This window comes from bacterium (assembly GCA_016786595.1).
Classification (GTDB): domain Bacteria; phylum Bdellovibrionota_C; class UBA2361; order SZUA-149; family JAEUWB01; genus JAEUWB01.
On the sequence record JAEUWB010000011.1, the window covers coordinates 34,957 to 57,889 of the forward strand.

The 22,933-nt window shown below is 45.9% G+C and carries 20 protein-coding genes; 14 read left to right on the forward strand and 6 right to left on the reverse strand.

Going from position 1 to position 22,933, the window contains the following annotated elements; translation table 11 throughout:
- Positions 1 to 43 precede the first annotated feature (43 nt).
- Both JNK13_02635 and JNK13_02640 read right to left on the reverse strand, forming a co-directional pair.
- Positions 44 to 1,435 (reverse strand): TolC family protein, encoded by a 1,392-nt coding sequence (locus tag JNK13_02635; protein MBL7661627.1) that lies wholly within the window; start codon positions 1,433 to 1,435, stop codon positions 44 to 46.
- A gap of 527 nt (positions 1,436 to 1,962) precedes the next feature.
- Entirely contained in the window at positions 1,963 to 2,451 is a 489-nt protein-coding gene (locus JNK13_02640) for a hypothetical protein (protein ID MBL7661628.1), read from the reverse strand.
- A gap of 351 nt (positions 2,452 to 2,802) precedes the next feature.
- Between JNK13_02640 and JNK13_02645 the strand changes: the two genes are divergently transcribed.
- Positions 2,803 to 3,831, forward strand: coding sequence for an aspartate-semialdehyde dehydrogenase (locus JNK13_02645; protein MBL7661629.1), 1,029 nt, complete (start codon positions 2,803 to 2,805; stop codon positions 3,829 to 3,831).
- A 28-nt stretch (positions 3,832 to 3,859) separates the two neighbouring features.
- Here JNK13_02645 and JNK13_02650 read toward each other — a convergent pair whose 3' ends face one another.
- Complete coding sequence (locus JNK13_02650; GenBank protein ID MBL7661630.1) at positions 3,860 to 4,099, reverse strand: hypothetical protein; 240 nt, start codon at positions 4,097 to 4,099, stop codon at positions 3,860 to 3,862.
- 158 nt (positions 4,100 to 4,257) lie between these two features.
- Here JNK13_02650 and truA point away from each other — a divergent pair, with 158 nt between their 5' ends.
- Positions 4,258 to 5,052 (forward strand): tRNA pseudouridine(38-40) synthase TruA, encoded by a 795-nt coding sequence (gene truA / locus JNK13_02655; protein ID MBL7661631.1) that lies wholly within the window; start codon positions 4,258 to 4,260, stop codon positions 5,050 to 5,052.
- 147 nt (positions 5,053 to 5,199) lie between these two features.
- On the opposite strand, the gene JNK13_02660 is transcribed toward truA, so the two are convergent.
- Positions 5,200 to 7,593, reverse strand: coding sequence for a PBP1A family penicillin-binding protein (locus tag JNK13_02660; GenBank protein MBL7661632.1), 2,394 nt, complete (start codon positions 7,591 to 7,593; stop codon positions 5,200 to 5,202).
- Positions 7,594 to 7,815: 222 nt separating this feature from the next.
- Here JNK13_02660 and JNK13_02665 point away from each other — a divergent pair, with 222 nt between their 5' ends.
- The 7 genes from JNK13_02665 (at position 7,816) to JNK13_02695 (ending at position 16,336) form a co-directional block, all read left to right on the forward strand.
- Complete coding sequence (locus JNK13_02665) at positions 7,816 to 8,535, forward strand: YebC/PmpR family DNA-binding transcriptional regulator (protein MBL7661633.1); 720 nt, start codon at positions 7,816 to 7,818, stop codon at positions 8,533 to 8,535.
- A 2-nt stretch (positions 8,536 to 8,537) separates the two neighbouring features.
- Positions 8,538 to 9,182, forward strand: coding sequence for a Holliday junction branch migration protein RuvA (ruvA, locus tag JNK13_02670; protein ID MBL7661634.1), 645 nt, complete (start codon positions 8,538 to 8,540; stop codon positions 9,180 to 9,182).
- Positions 9,183 to 9,406: 224 nt separating this feature from the next.
- The gene (gene ruvB / locus JNK13_02675; protein MBL7661635.1) at positions 9,407 to 10,501 is read left to right on the forward strand and encodes a Holliday junction branch migration DNA helicase RuvB; all 1,095 of its coding nucleotides are present in this window, start codon (positions 9,407 to 9,409) and stop codon (positions 10,499 to 10,501) included.
- Positions 10,502 to 10,762: 261 nt separating this feature from the next.
- Positions 10,763 to 12,985 (forward strand): HAMP domain-containing protein, encoded by a 2,223-nt coding sequence (locus tag JNK13_02680; protein ID MBL7661636.1) that lies wholly within the window; start codon positions 10,763 to 10,765, stop codon positions 12,983 to 12,985.
- 251 nt (positions 12,986 to 13,236) lie between these two features.
- On the forward strand, positions 13,237 to 14,556 hold the full coding sequence (locus tag JNK13_02685) for a hypothetical protein (protein MBL7661637.1): 1,320 nt from the start codon (positions 13,237 to 13,239) through the stop codon (positions 14,554 to 14,556).
- Positions 14,557 to 14,716: 160 nt separating this feature from the next.
- Positions 14,717 to 15,721: a class 1 fructose-bisphosphatase gene (gene fbp / locus JNK13_02690; GenBank protein MBL7661638.1), complete on the forward strand. Its 1,005-nt coding sequence runs from the start codon at positions 14,717 to 14,719 to the stop codon at positions 15,719 to 15,721.
- 48 nt (positions 15,722 to 15,769) lie between these two features.
- Entirely contained in the window at positions 15,770 to 16,336 is a 567-nt protein-coding gene (locus JNK13_02695; GenBank protein ID MBL7661639.1) for a DUF3617 family protein, read from the forward strand.
- Positions 16,337 to 16,367: 31 nt separating this feature from the next.
- Here the strand turns inward: JNK13_02695 and JNK13_02700 are convergent, their stop codons facing one another.
- Positions 16,368 to 18,617, reverse strand: a complete 2,250-nt coding sequence (locus tag JNK13_02700; GenBank protein ID MBL7661640.1) for a respiratory nitrate reductase subunit gamma — start codon at positions 18,615 to 18,617, stop codon at positions 16,368 to 16,370.
- A 78-nt stretch (positions 18,618 to 18,695) separates the two neighbouring features.
- Here JNK13_02700 and JNK13_02705 point away from each other — a divergent pair, with 78 nt between their 5' ends.
- From JNK13_02705 to JNK13_02725, 5 genes are all read left to right on the forward strand, one after another.
- Positions 18,696 to 20,090, forward strand: coding sequence for an HlyC/CorC family transporter (locus JNK13_02705; GenBank protein ID MBL7661641.1), 1,395 nt, complete (start codon positions 18,696 to 18,698; stop codon positions 20,088 to 20,090).
- A gap of 81 nt (positions 20,091 to 20,171) precedes the next feature.
- The gene (locus tag JNK13_02710) at positions 20,172 to 21,101 is read left to right on the forward strand and encodes a PHP domain-containing protein (GenBank protein MBL7661642.1); all 930 of its coding nucleotides are present in this window, start codon (positions 20,172 to 20,174) and stop codon (positions 21,099 to 21,101) included.
- A gap of 72 nt (positions 21,102 to 21,173) precedes the next feature.
- Positions 21,174 to 21,587: an HU family DNA-binding protein gene (locus tag JNK13_02715; protein MBL7661643.1), complete on the forward strand. Its 414-nt coding sequence runs from the start codon at positions 21,174 to 21,176 to the stop codon at positions 21,585 to 21,587.
- 65 nt (positions 21,588 to 21,652) lie between these two features.
- Positions 21,653 to 21,925 (forward strand): type II toxin-antitoxin system prevent-host-death family antitoxin, encoded by a 273-nt coding sequence (locus tag JNK13_02720; GenBank protein MBL7661644.1) that lies wholly within the window; start codon positions 21,653 to 21,655, stop codon positions 21,923 to 21,925.
- Positions 21,906 to 22,325, forward strand: coding sequence for a type II toxin-antitoxin system VapC family toxin (locus JNK13_02725; GenBank protein ID MBL7661645.1), 420 nt, complete (start codon positions 21,906 to 21,908; stop codon positions 22,323 to 22,325). Before JNK13_02720 ends, JNK13_02725 begins: the two co-directional genes overlap by 20 nt.
- Before the next feature lie 104 nt (positions 22,326 to 22,429).
- Here the strand turns inward: JNK13_02725 and JNK13_02730 are convergent, their stop codons facing one another.
- Positions 22,430 to 22,855 carry a hypothetical protein gene (locus JNK13_02730; GenBank protein ID MBL7661646.1) on the reverse strand — a complete coding sequence of 142 codons (426 nt, stop codon included), beginning with the start codon at positions 22,853 to 22,855 and terminating at the stop codon, positions 22,430 to 22,432.
- Positions 22,856 to 22,933: the final 78 nt, after the last annotated feature.

The window sequence follows — 22,933 nt, forward strand, 5'->3', positions numbered from 1 at the left end:
TGAATATCCTAAATAGTTATGGGAAACGCGATAAACACTTAAATTACTGAATTGTAGAGTTGCTTCCACCGCTTCCTGGAATAACATCCCCGGCAGCAACTTGAAGTTTAATTTTACTAATTTGTTCGTCGATTCTAACGCGCAGTAGTCTTCGTTTGGCGTTTTGCAGTTCACGGATTGATTGCAGCACTTCTAGGTTTGTAACAACTCCAAGGCTGTAGTCGGCCTTCTGTGCCGTATAGTCTTTCTCAATTGCATCTACTAGTTCATTTAAACGCAGGTGTTCTTGAAATAGCGCCTCGTAGTTTGCGTAGGCAATGCGAATCTCACTTTCAGCTTTACGCTTAAGCTCTTCGCTTCTTAACTGCTCGCTGCGCAGAGTTGCTTGCTTCTGCGCAATCCGCGCGTCAATCCGGCCCGATTCAAATACCGGGACATCGAGTTGCAGCATTAAATCTGCGGATCTGTCCGTGTCGGGGGATTCAATTGGATAGTAATTACCTTGCAGTGATAAGCTGGGCCATTTTTCACGTTCGGTTGCCTTGAGTTGATGGGCAAGCGCGGCTTGATTTTGACTGGCAGCGAGAATGTCGAGACGATTGATCCCAAGTTCAAGATAGTTATTCAGTGGCTCGGGTCTTAGATTTGGAATATTAGCTTCCAGCTTGAGATCCTCAAGACGAATTCCCGAGAGATAGACGAGCATTTCCTTAGAAGCCTGCAGCAGGCCTTTAATTTGGCTTTTTGTGGTCTGATTGTCGGCAATATCTGCTTGGGCCGAATACTTGGCACCTTCTCGTTCTTTGCCAAGCTTAACAAATTCTTCGATTTCCTGGATGCGTTTTTCGAGTACTGCTTGGGTTAGATCGAGCTCGACTAGATCTTTTTGATAAAGGACTATTTGGTAGTAGAGCTTGGCAACTTCCTCGAAAAGTAATTCTTTAGCACGCATTGTCAGCAGTTTACGTGATTCGATTTCGGCCTGTGCTGCATCGGCAAGATAAAAATCTCTAAAGCCGGAAAAGAGTGGTTGAGTGATGTTTAACGCACCTTGTAAACGGTCTTTGCGCGTGCCTGAAAATCCAGAATTTGACCCTTGGCCAAAATCAGAATTGCCTGAGGAATTTGTTGAGCTATCGTTACGTAAGCGCTCAGTGAGGATAAAATGTATTTTGGGGTAGATTGCAGCGACTGCTTCTTGGTAGCGCGCTTCAGCGAAACGAATGCCGGCCTCGTCAATTTTTAAGGATTCACTTTGTGCAAGTGTTGCTCGATAAATTTGGTCGAGAGTAAATGGGCTTGATTCTGTGAAAGTTTGCTTGGGCTCTTTCCTGGCTTTTGCAGGTGGCAAGGACTGATCGGCTGCAAACGTTACTCCTGCAGTTGTTAAAATAAAGATCACAGTAATGACGTATAACTTATGCAAAATGCTCATTGAAATTCCAAAAGATGTGCTGCGATAAATGTTTGAGAGTTAAGCACAAACATACGGGGCTAGGCAAAGCAGAGTTAAAAACTAAGAAGATTCAAGTTGCTATTTTATTAAGTCAAGAGATGATCACAACGAAGTGTAGTAGTAAACTATAATCGAATGGATCTCGAGATAATTCCTGCTGGCCGCTCCGAGTGCTCTTGCTGAAAATTTTTCTCGGTCGTACTCGGCCAAGCCAACCTTCGTGATTAGCTGAACGAACTGAGGCTGGCCTGCGTAGGCCCTCGAAAAACTTCCACCAAGCTCCACTCTGCGCTTGATCGAAAACAGAAATACTCAATAACGCTCATTAAAACAGCTAGTGCGAACTCACACTGCTGGTTGCTTTAAAACCAGACTGTAGGGAGCTAAGGTTAGTCCTTGAAAGGTTCACGCGTGACAATTGAAGTGTGGAGGTAAAGGGGGCGAGAATAAGGGGGGTGACGGTGAAAGGCGCTAACCTGTATCAAAAACCGTCACCCCGCAGTGGGTCATGTGCCATATCCTTGCATGAAAGCTGGGATTTTTGCTAACTCGGCTGCTTCGAAATAGCGCTCGAATTGAGCCCAATCGAGATCCAGCATTTCTCCGCGCCGGATGTCTAGCCAAGGTAGCGTGACTCGAGCGCGAATATCATTCGGATCCTGAGCGAGTTTGGCAAGAGCAAGTAGTGGAGCACTGTTCTCTTCGGAATATTCAGCATCAAGCCGGTGTTCGTTGAGCAGCACCCTCGATCGCCCATCGTGAAAAAGCTCGATCACAAGTGTCGGTGTTGTGCCTTGATCAAATGCAGGGTAAATAGCAATTCTTGCCTCTTCCCCATTTCGACCAGTCAGATACCCCAACTCGCCTTTAAGGCGTTGATGATCTACTTCCCAGATGGGATCGCCAGTGTTTTCTGGCTCTTGAAGCCTAAGCCAACGCATCAGAATATGATACGCCGAGCACATGGCTTCAATTTCACGTTCTCTATTTTCCATGGTTACCTCGTCCCTGAATCAGGGGGATTTTTGACAAGCAGGTAATTACAAGCAGGAATGCTTGCCAAAAATCTCCCTGGATTGGATCGGGCTAGCTGAGATTAACTCTTGAAAAAACCGTAAAAGTTTCACCGTCGCCCCGCAAAGCTTTAGTCAGCTTAGCAAAGCGACAAATAGAATCTTCCCCCGATGAAAATTAGAAAGAACAGGCCTTCCTTGGACTTATTCTCACTAGTTATGCTGCGCTATTCAACGTTTATTACATTTAAACTTGCAATTAATTGATAATATTCGTTAATACATCTCTAGAATAGGTATTCGGTTTAGATCATGGATCAGTCAGAGCTCGTCATGGAACGTAAAGAATATAAAGTCGCAGTCGTCGGTGCCACTGGCGCAGTCGGCCGAGAAATGGTTTCGATTTTACAAGAACGCGATTTCCCTGTCGCAGAATTACGATTATTAGCAAGTCCAAAGTCACTCGGAGAGGGCGTCGAATTTAAAGGCAAAGATATCCCGGTGCAAACAATCGGCTATGATACTTTCGATGGCATCGAGATTGTGCTCTTAGCCGCAGGCAGTACGGTCAGTAAAGAGGTTGCTCCAAAAGCGTGTGAACGTGGCGCCTTGGTGATTGATAACTCCAGCGCTTTTCGGCGCATGCCAGAAATTCCACTCACTGTGCCTGAAGTTAATGAAAAGACGTTGCATGAGCTTTGCGCTAAGCGTAAAGGCGCAAAAGGACTACTTGTTGCTAATCCAAATTGTTCAACGATTCAATTGGTTGTTGCACTAAATCCGCTCAAGCAAGCCTATGGTCTTAATCGCGTCATCGTTTCGAGCTATCAATCCGTGTCTGGTGCAGGCCAAAAGGGCATTCGCGAATTAAGCGAACAATCCAGAAGCCTTTTTTCTATGCAAGAAATGGGCGCCCCGGAAATTTTCCCTGCGCCAATCGCATTTAATTGCATTCCGCAAATTGGATCTTTCGATCAAACAGGCTACTCGGAAGAAGAAGATAAAATCATGTTTGAAACAAAAAAAATCCTCGAAGATCAAACATTAGCCGTTGCGGCGACAGCAGTACGCGTGCCTGTATTTCATACGCACTCGGAGTCTGTTTACGTTGAGTTAAAGAAAGACGTGCCGCTGGCAGAGATTATCGAAATGCTGCGTAAGGCCCAAGGAATTGTTCTTGACGAGAGTCAATATCCAATGCCGCGTGATGTTGCGGGAGCGGATGCCGTCTACGTAGGCCGTGTGCGTAAAGACCCGTCGAATCCACTTGGCGTGCATTTTTGGGTTGTTGCTGATAATTTACGTAAAGGTGCGGCACTGAATGCCGTGCAAATCGCAGAAAGCGCTCTTAAATATTTGTAATTTAACTTTAAAGCTAGGTCTGACGGGATTAGAATTCCTCTTCTTCAGGTGCGTCTAGCAAAAAGCCCATCCCGAGTGCGCCTAGAAAAAGCATCCAGCTAATACTTAAGCAAACTGTAATCTGCATCGGATCGAGCTTAGGCATAAAGCAATTTCCAAGAGCAAAAATTGCACCTAGGCTATAAAGAACAATTAGTTGCTCAAGTGATGGGAATAGCCCAGCATCGATCTGTGAATTGGTGTGTAATTTTTGTTGTTCTCTAGCCATATGCTTATTAAAACCTTCCTCTAACCCTTAGTTTCGGCACGATCTGGAATTTTCTTGAGGAATCAGTACCAGTTATCTGTATATGTGATGTTTTGGAGGGATTTTGTGCTTCAAGAAAGTATAGAATATGTGTTCTAGGGAGGTCTTAGATTTTAGTTATGAAGTGTAAAATTGTGCTGGAATACGATGGTTCGAAGTTCTCTGGCTGGCAATTTCAGCCTGGGGAGCGCACCGTACAAGGTGAGCTAGAAAGTGCTCTACTTGTGATTGCTAAGGCTTTAGCGAAAAAACGCGGCGAGATTTTTGAGCAAAAAATCAATGTCCAAGGCAGCGGACGGACAGATTCCGGGGTTCATGCGCTGGCCCAGGTTGCAAGCTTTACCTGGCCCGATTTCTTGTCGCAAGATTTGCTGCAATTTGAACGATCGCTTGATGCGATTACGCCCAGAGAAATTGCAATCAAAAGCCTTGAGCAGGTAGCAGATGATTTTGATGCCCGCTTTGCTCCGCATATTAAAGCCTATCGTTACACTTATTTGCTACGTAATGGCTCAACTGGGTTTTACGAAAATCGTGCTTGGTTAGTGAGAAATCAGCTCAAGATTGCTAAAATGTGTCACGCGGCAAGATTGTTTACGGGCAAGCATGACTTTAGGTCTTTTCGTGCGCTTGATTGTTCATCGCAAACAACAGAACGCACAATTCTTCGTAGCGAATGTTTCCGCTTGAGCGCTGAGGAGCTAGTTTACGAAGTCGAAGGAAAAGGTTTCTTGAAGCATATGGTGCGGACCATTGCTGGCGCTTTGCTTGCAGTCGGCAAGGGCGACTTAGACGAAGGTGATTTACAGGCAATGCTTGACGGTGCACCGCGTCGCCAGATTATTCAAACTGCTCCTGCCCATGGACTCTGCATGCAGTGGGTGAAGTATGGGCGCGATCCGCATGAGAAATAGTAAAACTCTTGTTCAAGCGATCCTGTAATCGCATAGCAGCTTAGGCTTGAACTTGAACTTGAACTTTTTCTTATCTTCAGTCTTCTTTGCTCCGTGTCCAGTCCTTAGAGCAATTCACTATTTTGCTACATAGAATCGCGAATTGCTCTAATTCCCCAACAATCGGTCAAGCCAACTACGTCGATGCAGAGCTTGATTTGAACCAAAGTCGCCGTGATCGTCACCTTCGTAATCTCTGCCACCCCGTCCACCATGCAGGCGACACTCAGTAACCGGTTCTGTGCCTTCAACGAAAACCTCTGTGACGACACTTTCTTGCTCGCAATCTTCGGTTGCAAGCATTCCACTTTGACTATCAACCTCCTTAAAAGTCACTCCTGGTGGTGGAATAAATCTGCCCTCCGGTTCAAGGCCTTTCACGCAGAGCATATATGAGGCCCAAATTGGCGCAGCTGCTTTTGCTCCGGTAAGTCGCAGTGGCGTGTTATCGTCAAAACCCAGCCAGACTACGGTCGCTAAATTTGGAGTAAAGCCAGCGAACCAAGCATCACGCAAATCATTTGTCGTTCCAGTTTTTCCTGCCGCGTCACCTTGGTAGCCCATGCTGCGGATTACGTCTCCTGTCCCTGAATTTACAGCATCTTGAAGAATCGTCGTGAGCACATATACAGCTGCAGGTGACGCCAACTGCGTTTCAGAAATTGCAGCTCGGTGAGAGAGTTGCTCGCCATCTGCAACAGCTAATACTGGTCTAAGTGTCACTGCTGTACCACCATTTGCTAGGGCTGCATAGGCATGAATCAGTCTGAGCGGGCTAATTTCTCCAGCACCAAGCGCCAGCGCTGGCACGCGTGGGAGATTTGTACCAAAACCAAAGGCAGCGGCAGTCTGCGCAATAGCATCAATGCCGATTTTCTGCGCCAAATAAATTGTTGGTAAATTTAAAGAATGCATTAAAGCAAACCGTAGCGTTACGTCGCCTCGGTACTTATGGTCATAGTTTGCAGGAGACCAAGGGCCTGATCCGGGAATGTTAATTGTAGTCGGTTCGTCACTCAGGAGACTAGTCGTGCGCGCAACGCGGTATTGATTTAGCTTGCGGTCAAGTGCCGTTAAGTAAACAAAGGGTTTAAAAGTCGATCCCGGCTGACGTGATGCTAAATTGACGTGATCGAACTGATTTTTTGCGTAGTCTCGTCCACCGACCCAGGCACGGATTTCGCCAGTTTGGGGCACAACCGAAACAAGTGCCGCCTGCGCCGGAAGTTTGTGTTTGCCTAGATGTGGATAGGCTTTCTCAAGTTGGATTAAAGTACTACTCAACGCTTGCTCGGCACAGTTTTGATATTCACGGTCAAGCCCGGTGTAGATCTTCAACGGATTTTTTGTGTTTAAAATATCGCCTAAATAGTCACGCACTGATTTTTTGAGATAATCCAGAAAATATGGGGCCGGTGAGGCGAAATTGGTGTTTTTCGCAATCACGGTTTTCTGGCGCACGCTTTGGTCGTATTCGGATTTTGAAATTTTTTCTAATTCGAGCATTTTTTGTAGTACAAGATTGCGGCGCTGCACGGCGCGCTCAAGGTGACGGCGCGGGGAATAGCGCGTTGGGCCTTTAACCAGGCCAGCCAAGAGTGCTGCTTCTGCCAAGCTTAATTCCGGTGCTTGCTTGTTGAAAAAGTAACGGCTTGCTTGCTGGAAGCCATGAATTGCAGTGTTGCCTTCTTGACCTAGGAAAACCTCGTTTAAGTAAAATTCAAGAATCTGATCTTTGCTAAATCCAAGCTCAATCAGCACGGCAGAAATTGCCTCAAAAGGCTTACGTAGAACTCCTGGCCAGGAGTTAAAAAATAAGTTTTTTGCTAACTGCTGAGTTAAAGTCGAACCTCCTTGGACAAAGGCGCCGCGACGGATATTGGTAAAAATCGCCCGAGTAATGCCTATTGGGTCGATGCCAAAATGGTAATAGAAACGCTCATCTTCAATGCTTAAAATCGCACGGATTAAACTCTTGGGATAAGAACTTAGAGTTAATTGCGAGTTGATGCGACTTCCCTCAGAGCCAAGGATGCTTAATTGCTCCGGTTCCAGACTGACCTGAGAGAGATTGCGTTGGGCTTTGCGGTCATACAGGGTCTGAATACTGCCAGCGTTAATTGCGATATCAATTAGTTTGCTGGGGACATTTCCAGTATCGGCTGAAATGAATGAACGTAAATGAATACGGATTCCGTCTGGGGTCTCCTGATATTGTCCAGGTTGAAGCTCGAGTGTATTTAAGTCGACTTTTGAATACTGTAGGCGTGCTAGACGATCGAAGAGTTTAACCGCATTGACCTGTTGATCGAGGTGAAGCGGGAATGCACGACTTAAGATTAAGGAAGACTCTTCCAGATTGCGTTCGTGGATTTTATAAATCACCAGACGACGCATAAAAACCGAGCTGCCCCAGAGACAGAGCATAATCATGGCAGAGAGGGCCAAAAACCCTCGAAGCATGCGTTTTTTACGCGAACGTTTGCGCCTCTTCCTTGCCATTATTGCTTAAAATCCTTAATAGACTTCTTTTGAATTTTTAATTCAAAAGAAGTTTAATGAGTAAGGTCCGTGCAGGGACCAGAGATTGATTTATCAGTTACCCCTGAGGGACACAAATAGCAGTAACACGAAGAACCCATGGCGGGGAATTTCTAGCTGGATCAAGAGCTGAGTTTGCTGATATGCAACAAGAGATAAACGATCATTTAGTAGGGAAGTAAAATGTCAGGTCATTCTAAGTGGAGCACAATTAAGCGTAAGAAGGGTGCTGCCGATGCAAAACGCGGCAAGATTTTCACTAAAGTCATTCATGAAATTTCTGTCGCAGTGCGCGAGGGGAAAAGTGGCGATGCGGCGAGTAACCCCCGGTTGCGACTGGCTTTAGATAAAGCCAAGGCTTGTAATCTCCCTGGCGACACAGTGGATCGTGCAATTAAGCGCGCCCTTGGTGGTGAGGGAGCAGAGCAAAAAGAAGAAGTAACCTATGAAGGTTATGGCCCGGGGGGTGTTGCTGTCTTGGTTGAGACGATTACCGAGAATCGCAATCGTACAGTCGGCGAAGTGCGCCATGCTTTTACAAAATGTGGTGGTGCGCTTGGTGAGGCAGGTTGTGTGGGTTGGATGTTTAAAAAGAAAGGATTAATTGCGGTTAAAAAAGAAGCGATCGAGGAAGAGGCCTTATTGGAACTTGTCTTAGGAGCAGGTGCTGAGGATGTCAGCGACGCAGGCGAGCTTTGGGAGGTGATCTGCGAACAGCAAGATTTTATTAATGTGAAAACGGCAATTGATGCCGGTAAACTTAGCCCTGAACTTGCTGAAGTGACGATGATTCCGGCCACGCGCGTTGCGTTAGAAGGTAAAAATGCAGAGCAGATGGAAAGATTGATAGAAATGCTTGATGAGTTGGACGATGTGATGAACGTTTCAACTAATGCCGAGTAGTTATGATTGCTAGTTTGTCGGGAAATATCTCAATGCGCACGCAAGACCGGGTAATTCTCGCGGTGCAGGGCGTTGGCTACGAGGTGCAAATTGGCTCACGTTTACTCGAGGTGCTAGGTCCAGTTGGTTCGAAGGCTGAACTGATTGTTTATACAGATGTAAAAGAAAACGCGATTACGCTTTATGGATTTCAAAATCATAGCGAACGCGAAATGTTTTTAATGCTTAAGCGTGTACAGGGTATTGGCTCAAAAATCGCCCTAGGAATTACTTCGGTCTTAACGCCGGCAGAGCTACTTGGTGCGATTGCGCGTGAGGATCTACGTGCTTTGACCAATATTCCAGGCATCGGCAAGAAAACGGCTGAACGAATTATTATTGAGCTCCGTGAATTAGTACGTTCCATGGCACAGGGTAATTTAAGCAACCTCGATGGTTTTGAACCGGCAGCTACCCCAGGCTTAAAAATCGTTCGCTCGCAAACTCCGGCAAGTAGTCGATCGGATGCGGTAATGGCGCTCGAAAAGCTTGGTTTTAGTCTGGACCGTGCTGAGCGTGCTGTGAATAGTGCCCTTTCGGCTTTATCTGCCGAGAAGCATTCCGATGCCGGTGAAGTTTTAAAGGAAGCACTACTCCATTTGGGGTAATGCAAATTGCATTGACGTTCCCTGGTTTTATCTTTCTTTATTCGTGTCATCCTGAGCTAAGCGACGAGCCATTTTTGGCGAGAAGAGCAGTCAAATGGATCTCCAAGGAATGCGCGCAAATTGTAACCTGCAATTACGCTTGAAGTACTCTTTCTACATTACAATTACTCACAATTATTTCTATATTGCATTTACCATAATAAACGAACTATTCTGACAGCATTATGTCAGATGAAGTAGTAGTTCCATCGCCGGCAGACGATCAAAGCTTTTATGGCCAGGAGGGTTTTGCCTTTAGATCTTACGTCGACCCGGTGGTAAACGAGAACCTCGATACTTTTCAGAACAATCTACGCCCAAGGCAGATCGATGAGTATATCGGACAAAGTAAGGTCCGAGAGAATATTCAAATCGCAATTTCTGCTGCCCGTCGCAGGAGTGATGCTCTGGATCACGTGCTCCTTTATGGGCCCCCTGGTCTAGGAAAAACTTCTCTTGCTCAAGTAATTGCACGGGAGCTTGGAGTAGGGTTTAAGGCTACTTCTGGTCCTGTGTTGGAACGGCCTGGTGATTTAGCTGCGATTCTCTCGGGGCTTAGTGAAAAGGATGTGCTTTTTATCGATGAAATTCATCGCTTAAACCGAGTTGTTGAGGAAATTCTCTATCCAGCCATGGAAGACTCGGCGATTGATATTATCGTCGGCCAAGGCCCTGCAGCACGATCGGTCCGCTTGAGTTTAAAACCTTTTACTTTGATTGGCGCGACAACCCGCATTGGGCTTCTCACATCACCACTTAGAAATCGCTTTGGCATTGTGGAAAGACTTGATTTTTATCAGCCTGAAGAACTCGCACAAATTGTTAAGCGCTCGGCGACAATTCTTGGTGTGAAGATCGAAGACGGTGGGGCCGAAGAGTTAGCACAGCGTTCGCGTGGAACTCCACGCCTTGTTAACCGCCTATTAAAACGTGCCCGTGACTTTGCAGAAGAATATTCGGATGGGACAATCTCGCGTAAGGTGGCTGTGCAAGCACTGGCCTTGCTTGAGGTTGACGCCTTAGGGCTTGATAAAATGGACCGGCTCTTGCTTGAAACAGTAATTGACAAATTTTACGGTGGCCCTGTTGGCGTAGAAACAATTGCAGCAGCGATGAGTGAAGACCGCGGCACAATTGAAGATGTTTACGAACCTTATCTCTTGCAGCAGGGTTTTATTATCCGCACACCGCGTGGTCGCGAAGTTACAGAGCGCGCCTATGAGCATCTCGGGCGTAAGAAAGTTGCTAGTTCTAGCCCACTGCCACTTTTTGAGAAGTAATACAGTTCTAAGCTTAGTTTGCACTTGAATTTGCTTTGAACTTTTAACGGACCAAACGACCCGGCAGCGATTTGTCATCCTGTGTGAGTTTCATGTGAATATAAATGAACATGAAACGAGTCGAATGGATCTCGAAATGATCCGTGTTGATACTGCGCCAAAAAGTGAAACGACCTAGGCTACAAGCTTAAACAATGTTGATTTCGGCAATCAGTCAAGAGCAGGCTTGATCGTAGTAATTACACAGAGTAAATTACGCAGATGAAGTCAAATGAAATCCCAGAGACAAAAGAGCAGGAATTAAATCCAATTCCGATTACCTTATTGCTCGGGTTAATTGGACTTGCCACCTATCTTTTATACGTTTCTCGCGCTGGTGGGGATGAACCACTTGGGTCGGGCGTTGGTTTTTTCCTCTTAATCAACGTTAATATTATTGCTTTGCTGATTTTAGCGTTTTTGATTTTCAGAAACGTGGTTAAACTGATTTTAGACAGGCGCAGAAAAATTTTAGGCTCCCGCCTACGTTCGCGATTAGTCTCAATTTTTGTGCTGCTCACATTAATTCCCGCCGGAATTTATTTTACCTTTGCCAAAGGCACATTTGAATCGTTAATGCGCTCGTGGTTTTCGCCCAAAGTTTCGAAAGCCGTTGACGATGCTTTTGAGGTTGCACGGCTGTACTACGAACAACAGGAAAATGCGCTGAGTCAGGCAGGTAAGCGTATCAGTCTTGAATTTGAAACTGAACTTGTGCGCGACGGCACTTGTGGGAAATCACCTGCTAAGCGCAGCCTGGTTGAGGCAACGCTGAATAAAAAAATTGCTCAAACCTTCACTCAGACTGAGGAATTAAGCGCCGGGGCGCTGCTCCTTGATGAAAATGGCGCGACGATTTTATCAAGCGGCTTGGCAAATAGCAATCAGGGATTGTCTGAGCAGAATCTGGCTTTAGTGAAGCTAGGGACGGCTAAAACCGGACCCGAGGGCGATTTAATTCGTGGGTATTACCCTGTGCTTTGTCCCGGGGAAAGTTCGCCAGCTTTGATTTTAGTGCTCACCGTAAAGCTCCCACAGGAGGTCTTGTCCTATCTTTCAACGATCGTTGATGGCACTGACGAGTATCGGGAACTTTTACTGTTTAAGCGCCCGTTATATTCAAGCTATTTTTTAACTTTATCGATCTTTTCTCTACTTGTAGTTTTTACGGCGATTTGGCTGGGGTTTTATTTGGCAAAAAGTCTGGTCGGGCCGATGCGCATGTTGCTCGAGGGCACTTCAGCGGTTGCCCGCGGGAATCTAGATATTATCTTGCCTGAGGCTGGTGATGATGAGCTTTCGATCTTAACTAAATCATTTAACCAGATGACTTCTGATTTAAAGAATACAACTTCTGAGCTTGAAGAGCGCAGGCGTTACATGGAAGCGGTGCTGGCAACTGTCGAAGTTGGCGTGATCTCGGTTGCTGTTACAGGACAGGTCACGACAATTAATCATGAAGCTGCAGAAATTTTAGAATGTGGTGGGGCTGAACGCGTAATCGGTGAGCAAGAGTCAAAAGTGTTGCCTCAAGTTTTTGTCGATAAGCTAAGGGAATTGCGTGCTGAAATTGCCGAATCCCATGAACTAGTTGGAGTATCAGCCTTGGCGCTTCCTGGAAAGGACCGCGTTAAAGACTTGCAGGTTACGCTGAGTGTCCTCGTCAGTGAACATGATCACAATGTGGTACTTGGACATGTTGTTTTAATTGATGATGTAACTGAGCTTTTAAGTGCGCAGCGTCTTGCCGCCTGGCGTGAAGTAGCACGTCGCATTGCGCACGAAGTCAAAAATCCACTCACCCCGATTCAACTTAGCGCCGAGCGCATTAAGCGTAAAATTGCCAAATCTGAAATCGATACACAGACGTTTTCGGAGAGTGCTGATTTGATTATTTCTCAAGTTGAGACGTTGCGAAAACTAGTCAACGAGTTTTCACAATTTGCACGGATGCCGCGTCTGCAGCGGGCTGCCGTGGATTTAAATGAAATTGCGCTTGAAGTAGTGAGTTTATATAAGTCTGCACATGGCAATATTCGCTTCGAAATGGAGTGTAGCCGACTGCCCATTATGCAGCTTGACCGCGAGCAGATTAAGCGCGCCTTGGTGAACTTGTTTGAAAACGCCTGTGAAAGTATCAAGGAGAGATTTGCCGCCGTGTCTAGCACTGGGTCTGGTGGGGCGATTTGTTTACGCACGCGCTTGCTCGAAGAGTTATCAATTGTGCAAGTTGAGATTGAAGATAACGGCATTGGGGTTGATAAGGCGAAAGTCGAGCAAATTTTTGAGCCTTACGTGACAACAAAAAAGGGCGGTACGGGACTTGGGCTTTCGATTGTGCGCACAGTCGTAAATGATCATAATGGTTTTATTCGTGTGCGTGCTAATCCTATGGAAGGGGCGACTTTTATCATTGAATTGCCGGTAACGGAACAAGGCGAGTAGAATTGAGGTTTACCAGCTTTTATGCTATCTCCTGGCATCCTATTTGCTCTTTAAAAATTCAATCCCGGTAGACAAATTCATCACATCTCAACAGGTTTTCTCGCATTTGTTTGCAGAAATTTTTTCCAGGAATCTCTCTGAGGTGTGACTGCTATATTTTAAAGGTTTTTTTAAAGCTGTTCTCTTCTTGACGTAGCTTAAGAAGAGAACAGCTTTCCGTAGGAATAGCGGAGTTGTGTCTGGAAAACATCATGTCTCAATATCAATATCAAACCATTCGAAAGTTTTGCGAGGGTTGTCTAGCATTAGATGCACAGGAAAAATCCACTAGGAATACTCGGATCTTTGCCGCGATTGAAGCTGCAAAGACCCCGACCCAAGACGACCCCGGTGACCGCGAGGCACTAGAAGTTTGCTGCGAGGTTTGCCTGAATCATGGCCAACTCGAAGCAGCAACCGCAGCCACACGTAAGGCACATTTACCTGGTACGACCTGGTACTATCCAACCGGTCCACTGAAAACTTGCTTCCGTCTCTTGAAGAAACGCGGCAACTATTGGGAGGCTTTCGAAGTTGCGCGGATTCTCAAGGATCGACGGGGCCAGATCTCCTGCATCAGAGCGTTCTTGAGAAATGGACGACTTCAACTGGCCCAAGAACTGGCCCAGCGAATTAGCTACCGGCTTACCAAGAGCGATCTCAGAGCCTGCATGACGGAGAATTTCGGAAGAGGTTGTGTCGACGATGGCTGCAAGGCAGCTGCCGCGGCCAAGATTGCGCCTGATTACAGTGCCTTGGAAACATACCTCCTCGAACTGCTTCGTAAAGGTGACCTGAGTCGTGCGCAAGAACTTGCCGGCAAAGCCAACCTTACTCTCTCCAAGGAGGGACTCATGGCCTGTGCGGAGTTCCTGTTGGAGCAAGACAAGTCGTACGGAATGGGTTATGCCGCAGAAGCTGCAACCCTTTCCGGAGACAAAGACGCAATGAAGCGTGTCCGCGAAGCCTGCTTGCGTCACGGCATGATTCTCGATGCACTCAAGTTGTACAAAGCTTGTGGCCGTGCACTTGATCATCGTGTGGCAAAGCGCCATATCGATGCTGCCTTGGCGACCCACTCGTTTCACGAGGTCATGAAAGCTGCCGAGTATTCCGGAGTGTCTCCTGATCCGCAGGTCATGATTGATGGCATGCGCCGCCATCTGGCACACGAGAGTTTCTCTTGGAACGAAAAACTGCGCGCTGCGGCCCTGGCCGCAGCGCGCAGATCGAAAAACAAGGATGTCCTCGAGGTGTTCATCGAGCGGTGTATTGTCGGCGGCTGGTACGACGAGTATCTTGAGGCGGCTGAAGCAGCCGGCATCACTCTTGACAGTCAAGCCTTCACGGTTTTGACCCAAAGCTTCTTGGATAACGGTCAGCCGAAAGCCGCTTTCCGGGCGGCACAGGCTTCCGGCGACAGTAAAGCGCAAGCTCTATGCATCGAGCCTTTACTCCGTATAAGAGAGATCGAATCGGCACTTGCTGCCGCCATTGCCGCAGATAGTGATGCCGCCTTACAACCGGCCTAACATCGCTGCAAACTTGAAAGCTGAGAAGAAGTGGCCGCCACCCAGGTTATGACTAAGGTTATCGCTAAAGATGGCAGTCACTTCTCTCTTTTTCCTATAATTCTCAGCTAATTATAAGAACTGTTTCCACAAATCTTAAAAAACAGGCAAATAACCAGCTATGACTACAGCTTTTGAAGCACCAAAAACACTAGATCAATTTATTCTCGATGAAGAAACAAAGCACCCCGGAGCCTCGGGGCAGTTTTCCTCATTAATTGGATCAATTGCACTTGCCGCAAAAATTATTGCCCGTGCAGTGTCACGTGCCGGGCTGACATCGCTTACAGGACTGGCCGGGAAGACCAACGTCCAGGGCGAAGAAGTGCAAAAGTTAGATGAATATGCAGATTCAGTCTTTGACCTTGTGCTCGGACGCACCGGACACTTCTCTTCGTTTGTTTCTGAGGAGCGCGAAGAAGTTTTTAAAGCCACAAGTGGCAGTAAAGATTCGGGCTACGTTGTTGCTTATGATCCTCTTGATGGGTCATCAAATATTGATACGAATATTGCGATTGGATCAATTTGGGGAATTTATAAACGCATCGCCCGTGGATCCGATACCGATACGCACGATTTTCTACAACAAACAAGAAAACAAGTTGCCGCAGGCTATGTCGTTTACGGATCAAGCTGCATGTTTGTTTATACGACGGGAACAGGTGTGCACGGATTTACCCTCGATTATGAGATCGGAGAATTTGTGCTCACGCATCCAAACATGCAAATGCCACAGTCCGGAAAATCTTACAGTTGCAACCAGGGAAATTATGTCAATTGGGATGAGGACGTGAAGAAATATATTGATTATGTTTCAGCTGAAGGGGAGGGGCGACCTTTCTCGCATCGCTACGTCGGCTCACTTGTCGCTGATTTCCATCGGATTATGCTTAAAGGTGGGATTTTCCTTTATCCATCAGACAAGAAAAACAAAAACGGCAAGCTGCGCTTGCTTTATGAATGCGCCCCACTGGCCTTGATTGCTGAGCAGGCTGGGGGAAAAGCAACTAATGGCGCAAAAAACATTCTTGATGTTATACCTACAACTGTTCATGAGCGCAGCCCCTTAATTATCGGCTCAGCTCATGAAGTAGAGCGATTACAAACTTTTAAACTGAGCGCCTAGAGCACAGCAAAAGCAATAAAGATAGTGTTAATTTTTCGGAGCAAGCAGATGAAAAAAATCGTGATCACAACTTGTTTAGGACTTATTTTAATGGCTAACACTGCAAAAGCTAATCCTGCCGTTGAGTTCCCGAAATTAAAAGCTGGGCAGTGGGAAATTACAACAAACATGCCAGGCATGCCACAGCCAACGCGTGCGCAGTTTTGCATTGATGAGGCTACACAGCAGCGAATGTTTGACCAATCAAGGCAAGGCATGACTGGCTGCGAAGCGCCGCAGTATAAGCAAGAAGGGAAATCCTATATTGTAAATACAAAGTGCAATTTTTCAGGACAAGCTTCGACGACCAAGGCAAAAATTACATTCTTGAATGAAACAACTTATACAAATGAAGTCGATATTCAATCTGCACATGGCCCGATGAATATGAAAAGCCAAGGCAAATATGTTGGTAATTGCCCTGCGGGGATGAAGCCTGGCGATATGCGGCTTGTTGGTATGGAAAATGTCCCGGGCTTAAACGGCATGCAGTTTAATATGAGTGATTTTGCCAAGCAGATGGGAAAAGATGTGGGGAAGATTCCTGCTATGCCGTCAGTGCCTGCTGGGAACTAATCCAAAAGATCACCCCGAGCGGCGCATAGTTTTAAAGTCGCTCAGCGACAAGCTCGGCAATATCTTTAATCGTAATCTCGCCTGCTAAGTCTTTAAGTTTTGCGCCATCCTCAAGCATGTGCATACAAAACGGGCAAGCTGTTGCTACTGTTTTTGCTCCAGTTTCTAGTGCTTGCGTCATGCGTTGAACATTAACGCGCTCACCAACTTTGAGATCCATCCAGAAATGACCACCGCCAGCACCGCAGCACTTTGATTTACGATGATGATCTTGCATTTCAGTATTCTTGCCGCCAAGCTGCACTAAAACATCCCGCGGTTCTTCGTAACGATCGTTGTAACGCCCAAGATAGCAGGGGTCATGAAAAGTTACTGAACCAAGATCTTGCTCACGGATTGTCAGCTTTGCGTTCTTAATTAACTCTTGAACGAATTGACTGTGATGAATAATTTCAATTTGGTTTGTTGCCCAGGATGGACGTAAGTCAGGGTATTCATTTTTGAGAGCATGGAAGCAATGTGGACAATTCGCGACAATCGTCTGGACTTGGATAGATTGAAGCACGTCGAGTGCTTGCTTAGCTTGTGATTGATATAAATTTTCTTCTCCGAGCCGTCTCGCTGGGTCACCAGTGCAACACTCCCGTTCACCCAAAACTCCCCACTTGAGGCCACTGGCATTTAAGATTTTTACCATCGAGCGCGCAATGGATTGTTTGCGTCTGTCGTATGCTGAAATGCAACCAACCCAATAGAGCACCTCAACCTCTTGACCTGCGGCAACGACAGGAACGTTAAGGCCTTCGGCCCAGTTAAATCGCTCCTCAGCTGGTCCAAATGGATTACCTCGAAGCTCAATTGCTTTTAGGCTTGATTGAGCCTCGCTGGGCAGACTTCCCTGCACAAGCGTCAGGTTGCGGCGCACATCTGTGATTAAACTGAGATGCTCAATTCCTACGGGACAAGCTTCTTCGCAAGCGCGACACGTTGTGCAGGACCAAAAAACGTCTTCGTCCATTACTTCCCCGGCGAGTTTTGCTTGTGGAGAAATGCCGATTGCTAGCGCCGAATTTTGGCTGAGTAGATTAGGTCCGCGATCGCTTGGACGTAAGTCATCCAGTTGTGGCAGGAAAAATTTACTTAAAAGTTTTTGATTGTATCTTCTGAGATTGGCTAGAAAGCTTTGCTGGGGAGCAATTTCGTCAAGCTCATTTTTACTTTCGAGTTTAAGTAAGTGATTTCTCGAATCAAGTATCAACCACTTTGGTGAGAGCACCTTGCCCGAATTGTAAGCTGGGCAAACATCTTGGCAGCGACCGCAGGCAGTACAGGCGTCAAGGGCGAGACGATTTTTCCAGGAGAGATCCCGGATTGTTTCAATGCCAAATTTAAAGTCACCTGTTTCACTCTCGGCTGCAGCTTCAAGAATTTTGTCCATATCACCCGGGTAATTCAAGGCGCCTTTTGGCCGTGCTTGCTTGGAGAGGATCAAATTGGCGCTGCTGGAGATAATGTGTAGGAATTTTGTGTAAGGTAAAACTGCAAAAAATATAAAAAACGTAATTGCATGCACCCACCAGGTGATAAAATGTAGCGCCGTGACAATGCTTGGCGGCAAGCCCCAGAAAAACTTGGCAACGAGCAGTCCAATTGGGGAGTAAATCGCCCAAGCGTCGTTTGTGGCGCGAATCCTTAATCCTTCAAGCAAAAATCCCTGCACCAGTAAGATCGCCAGTAATACCAGCATAAAATAATCTTTAAAAGTGGAATCAAGTCCCGGAGGTTTTTCTTTGATGCGTCTTTGCCAAAAGAGCACTACGCCAACAAGAAAAATAAAACCTAAGACGTCAGCGCACCACGAGGTCAGCAAATAAAATCTGCCCCGGAAAATTTTTATTCCCAGGTCTTCATCGATAAAAACAACTGTTGTCGCGAAAAGTAATGCAAGAAATCCAAGATAGACAAAGGCGTGAAATGTTCCAGCGCGTTTCTCGCGACTTATACGCTTCTGGAGGAACACTGAATTAAGCAGGCGCTTGCAGGCTAGCTTCGGGTTGAATTGATAAAATGGTTCCCGAGTTCCATTGGCCCAGAGTTGAATGCGGCCGATTATTCCGATTGCAAAAACGACTGTGGCGATTGCAAGTAATCCATAGAGGGCAAGTTTGTTGATCGGTGAACTAATGTTCCAGAAAATCTCGCGCGTCGCGGTTTCAGGATCGAAGAGATAATTTGATAGACAATTTGAGCAGCCAGCCATAATTATTCGATATCTAAGCATATACAAACAAAGCTTGCTCCAACTTTTAAGAGCAGCTAAAATCTCTTTTTATATAAAGTTCTTTATACAAATCAGTCTATGGACGATCCCTCAAGTATTATTTCCAATATTATTCTAGTTTTTATACTGGTTGCAGTGAATGGCTTTTTTGTTGCCGCAGAGTTTGCCATGGTGCGCGCACGCCAGATTCGCATCCAAACTCCTGAATTCCAAAAAAAATTCGGTGCAAGTGCTGCCTTAGCATTGGTTTCTGACTTGGATAATAGTTTATCGGCAACACAGCTAGGCATTACAATTACTAGCCTTGTCTTAGGGTGGTGGGGTGAGCAAACCTTCCATGGGATGTTTGCCAGCCTCTTTGGCAACATGCATTCTGATTTCTTGTCACATGGTCTTTCAATCTTTCTATCAATGGCAATTATTACCTACTTGCACGTTGTGCTCGGAGAGCTTGTAGCAAAGTCAGTTGCAATTCGTTTTCCGGAAACGCTCTTAAGGATACTTGCACCGTTAACTTTATTATTTTGTAAAATCTGCCGCCCGGCGATGTTAATTTTAAACGGTTCAGCTTCGCTAATCCTTAGAACTTTTGGAATTTCTGCAGCTCCATCCCACGATACCGTGCACTCCTCGTCTGAACTACACATGATTATCTCTGAGAGCACTCGCTCGGGAGTATTGGATAAGGATGAAGAACAAATGATTAAGGGCATGCTGGTTTTTTCTGAAACAGTTGCTCGCGAGATTATGACTCCACGCACAGAAATGGTGACAATCGCTGAGGATGCAGCACTAACTACAGTTGCAGGCATTGTGCTCAAATCTGGCTTTTCCAGAATCCCCGTGGTTGGGGAGAGTGTCGATCATGTGCTCGGCGTTGTGCTCGTCAAGGACGTACTGATTGCCCTTGGTGATTCAAATCGCGAACACCTTAATCTCAAATCGATCATGCGCGATATATTGTTTGTGCCTGGGACAAAACGCATTGACGAGTTATTGCGTGAGTTTAAAAAGAAAAAAATCCACATTGCAATTGTTTTGGATGAGCACGGTGGGGTAGACGGCTTAGTTACGCTTGAAGATGTCATTGAAGAAATTTTTGGCGATATCTTTGATGAGTCAGACGAGCCTTTAAAAGAAATAATCCAGCGTCCGGGTGGGGAAGTAATTATCGACGGAGGGGTCTTGGTTGCTGATTTAAATCATCGACTCGGAATTCATCTACCTGAAGGCGAGTATGATACGATTGCCGGGCTTTTTTATAGTTTCCTTGGTCGTGTACCGACCTTAGACGATGAGTTAGTATTCTATTCTGATGGTGAGGTCGTGCCACTTTCCGCCGCGGAAAAAGCGGAGCACATTGATACTGAAGCTGACGCAGACGACCGCGTAGTGATTGCACGAATGTCAGTGCTCAAAGTGATCGGGCATAGGATTGAGACTGTGCGCCTCTTGCAATCTGCTAAAGCTTAAAAAAACAAAGCTTTTCTCTAGGTTTATCTACTGAACCCTTCTCGGTAGTTAGTTCATCTAAAATAAGAATCAGTGAGTTTTATGGATTATCGGGGGGTTTTCGCCTTGGCACGCACAAATTTATCAAGAAATTCAGTCGCTTCTAAGCAAGCTGGTGCTTCCAGAACCAGCCTCAATGCAGTTCAAACCGCACTCATGCAGCCGAACTATAAAGCTGCCCCTTCTAAAGCGCAGCTTAAGCTTTTTCGTTCACAAGCGCGTGAACGTGAGACAGAAATTAAAAGTCATTCGAAATTACTTGCGATGCGTTTGAAGAATTTTCTCACTCCAGCCCCGCGCGGAGCAAAGGAGTACAGAATCGATTTACGCATCCACACTTCAGCCTCAGAAACCTTTTATGCACCGCAAAATGTCACCGCCGAGGAAGCCCTTGTGCGCATTGCGCTTGTCAAGAGTTTGGACCTGATCGCAATTACCGATTGCTATAGTTTTAGTTCGGTTGAACGGATTAAATTGGCTGCGGCAGGCAAAAAATTAACCGTGATCCCAGGAATTGATTTAAGACTGGCAATCCAAGGATGCGATGACGCAACTTTTACGGCATTTTTCCCTGAGAATTTTTCAAGCCAAGCGCAACAGAGTTTGCTTGAGGCGCTAGCTGTGCCAGCGAGCGCAAGTGGATCGAGAAGCTACATCTTAACAAAATCTCTAGAGCAAGTGATTGAGATCGTTGAAGCACATCAAGGCAGATTGATTCCAAGTCGCTTTGACCAAACCCCGCTGCGCTTACAACTTGTGGCAATGCTTGTAGAAAAATACGGATTTAGGGCATTTGACCTTGCACATGAAGAAAGTGTTGAGTATTTCAGGGAATTTTGGCCTGATGGGGGGTTTACCTTTCTTTTCTCATCGAACGCATTTAACTTAGCTCAAGTTGGCAGTCGGGACTCAACTCTGAAACTCTTGACGCCAAACTTTGCAGGTTTAGCAAGGGCAATTGAGCGGAAATAATTTTTTCTGAGTTAGGCAACAAAGTTCAGTTTTCGGCCGACAATATCTCGTTACATAAAGGAGATATTGTTTATGAAAAAACTAGTTATTCTTAGTCTTATTTATTGTTATGTTGGACCTGCTGCAGCTGAAAGTAATTTAGCGGCACAGCTTCGCAAAGCTCAGCCAATGTCTAGTCAAGATGCGGAAACGCTGATTGATCAGGTTTTTAGTGCTGTGCGAAGCGAGCTTAAGGAAGGCCGTGAAGTTAAGCTTCAGGGCTTTGGTAAGTTTCATATTCAAGAGCGACAAGCCCGTACCGCACGTAACCCCCGCACTGGCGAGCCAGTACAGGTTCCAGCCAAGCGTTACGCACGCTTTCAAGCTAGTGAAGCGCTTAAGGATTCACTAAATCCGATTGTCAGTATTGCTGCAGAGAGTCCAAAGGCAGATGAGACAACTAAGTCTGCACTAGAAACTAAAGCCGCAACTGGGAAAAGTAAATAATAACAATTAGTTATAAAGTTAACCAACTAGTTGATAAACTAGTTGGTTAATGATATAATTCAACCATGAAGCAATTGGTGGTTGGAACCTTCGAGGCAAAAACAAAACTTAGTGAATTTTTAGATCGCATCCAATCTGGCAGGGAGGAAATCGTGATCACTCGCAGAGGAAAGAAAATTGCAAAATTAGTTCCCTATGAGGATCTTAACGAAAAGTCTAAGGCTGCCACTCAGGCCAGTCAGTTATTAAGTCAAATAAAAGCAGAGCTTAAAAGCCAAGGAGTTTACGTTTCAACTGCAGATCTCTGCAGCTTAGTGCGTGAGGGTAGGAAATATTAAAATGATTATCGATGCTTCAGTAGCGTTGAGCTGGGTGATTCCTGGAGAAAATTCAGAATTAGCGGACCAAATCAAAGCATCAATTTTATCTCATGGCGCAATTGTGCCTCAACTTTGGATCTATGAAATCGGAAATGCCTTGTTGATGTCAGTGCGTCACAAGAGAATTAAGAAATCGAGTTTATTTGGGATTTATCAGGCCTTGCAAACACTGCCAATCGAGGTTGAAATTGCCCCTCCTCCGGGAGGACATTTAGAGGTCTTACGGTTGGCGAGTGAAAGCGAACTAACAGTCTATGATGCGACATACCTAGAGTTGGCAATTCGCAAAGCACTACCTCTAGCTACGTTCGATAAGTCGCTGCAAGTAGCGGTCCGCAAATACAATCTTGAATTGTAGTAGTTTGTGCGAAATCTTAGAGGAGTTTTTGCGGGCAATTAAAAATTTTTAGGCGTCCAGTAAAATCAATTTACTGGACGCCTAGGCTTAGGCGCAGACTAGTTTTATCTACGCACGCAACCCATGCCGTTATCTAAGCGAATATCTTTGCAGCCGTGTTTGCGTTCCTCTGAGCTACACTTTCTTTCGCTTGGACTAAAGCCTGCGGGACAGCGTTCTTCGCGTCGACGTTCAGCTTCGCGTCTTTCAGCCTCACGACGAGCCTCTTCCTCGCGTCGACGTTGGTCGGCTAGACGATCGCGCTCGTTTTCGAGATGATCCCGCTCACGTTCTAATTTGCGATGTTCTTCGCGAATACGCTCGCGCTCTCGATCGCGATAGTAGTCTGAACGACCATAGTCATGGCCATTATAGTAAGGGTCAGGCCTACCATAGCCACCGTAGCCACTGCCGTAATTTGGGTCGAGATCGGCGCAGCCACTGAGAGTTGCTAACAATAAAATCACAAAGAAAAATGATCTACTTTCCATGAATGTCCTGGTTACTAAAGCGGATAAAAAATAATTACATCGTAGATAGCAAATTTAAAGAAAAGTGGGAAAGTCTGC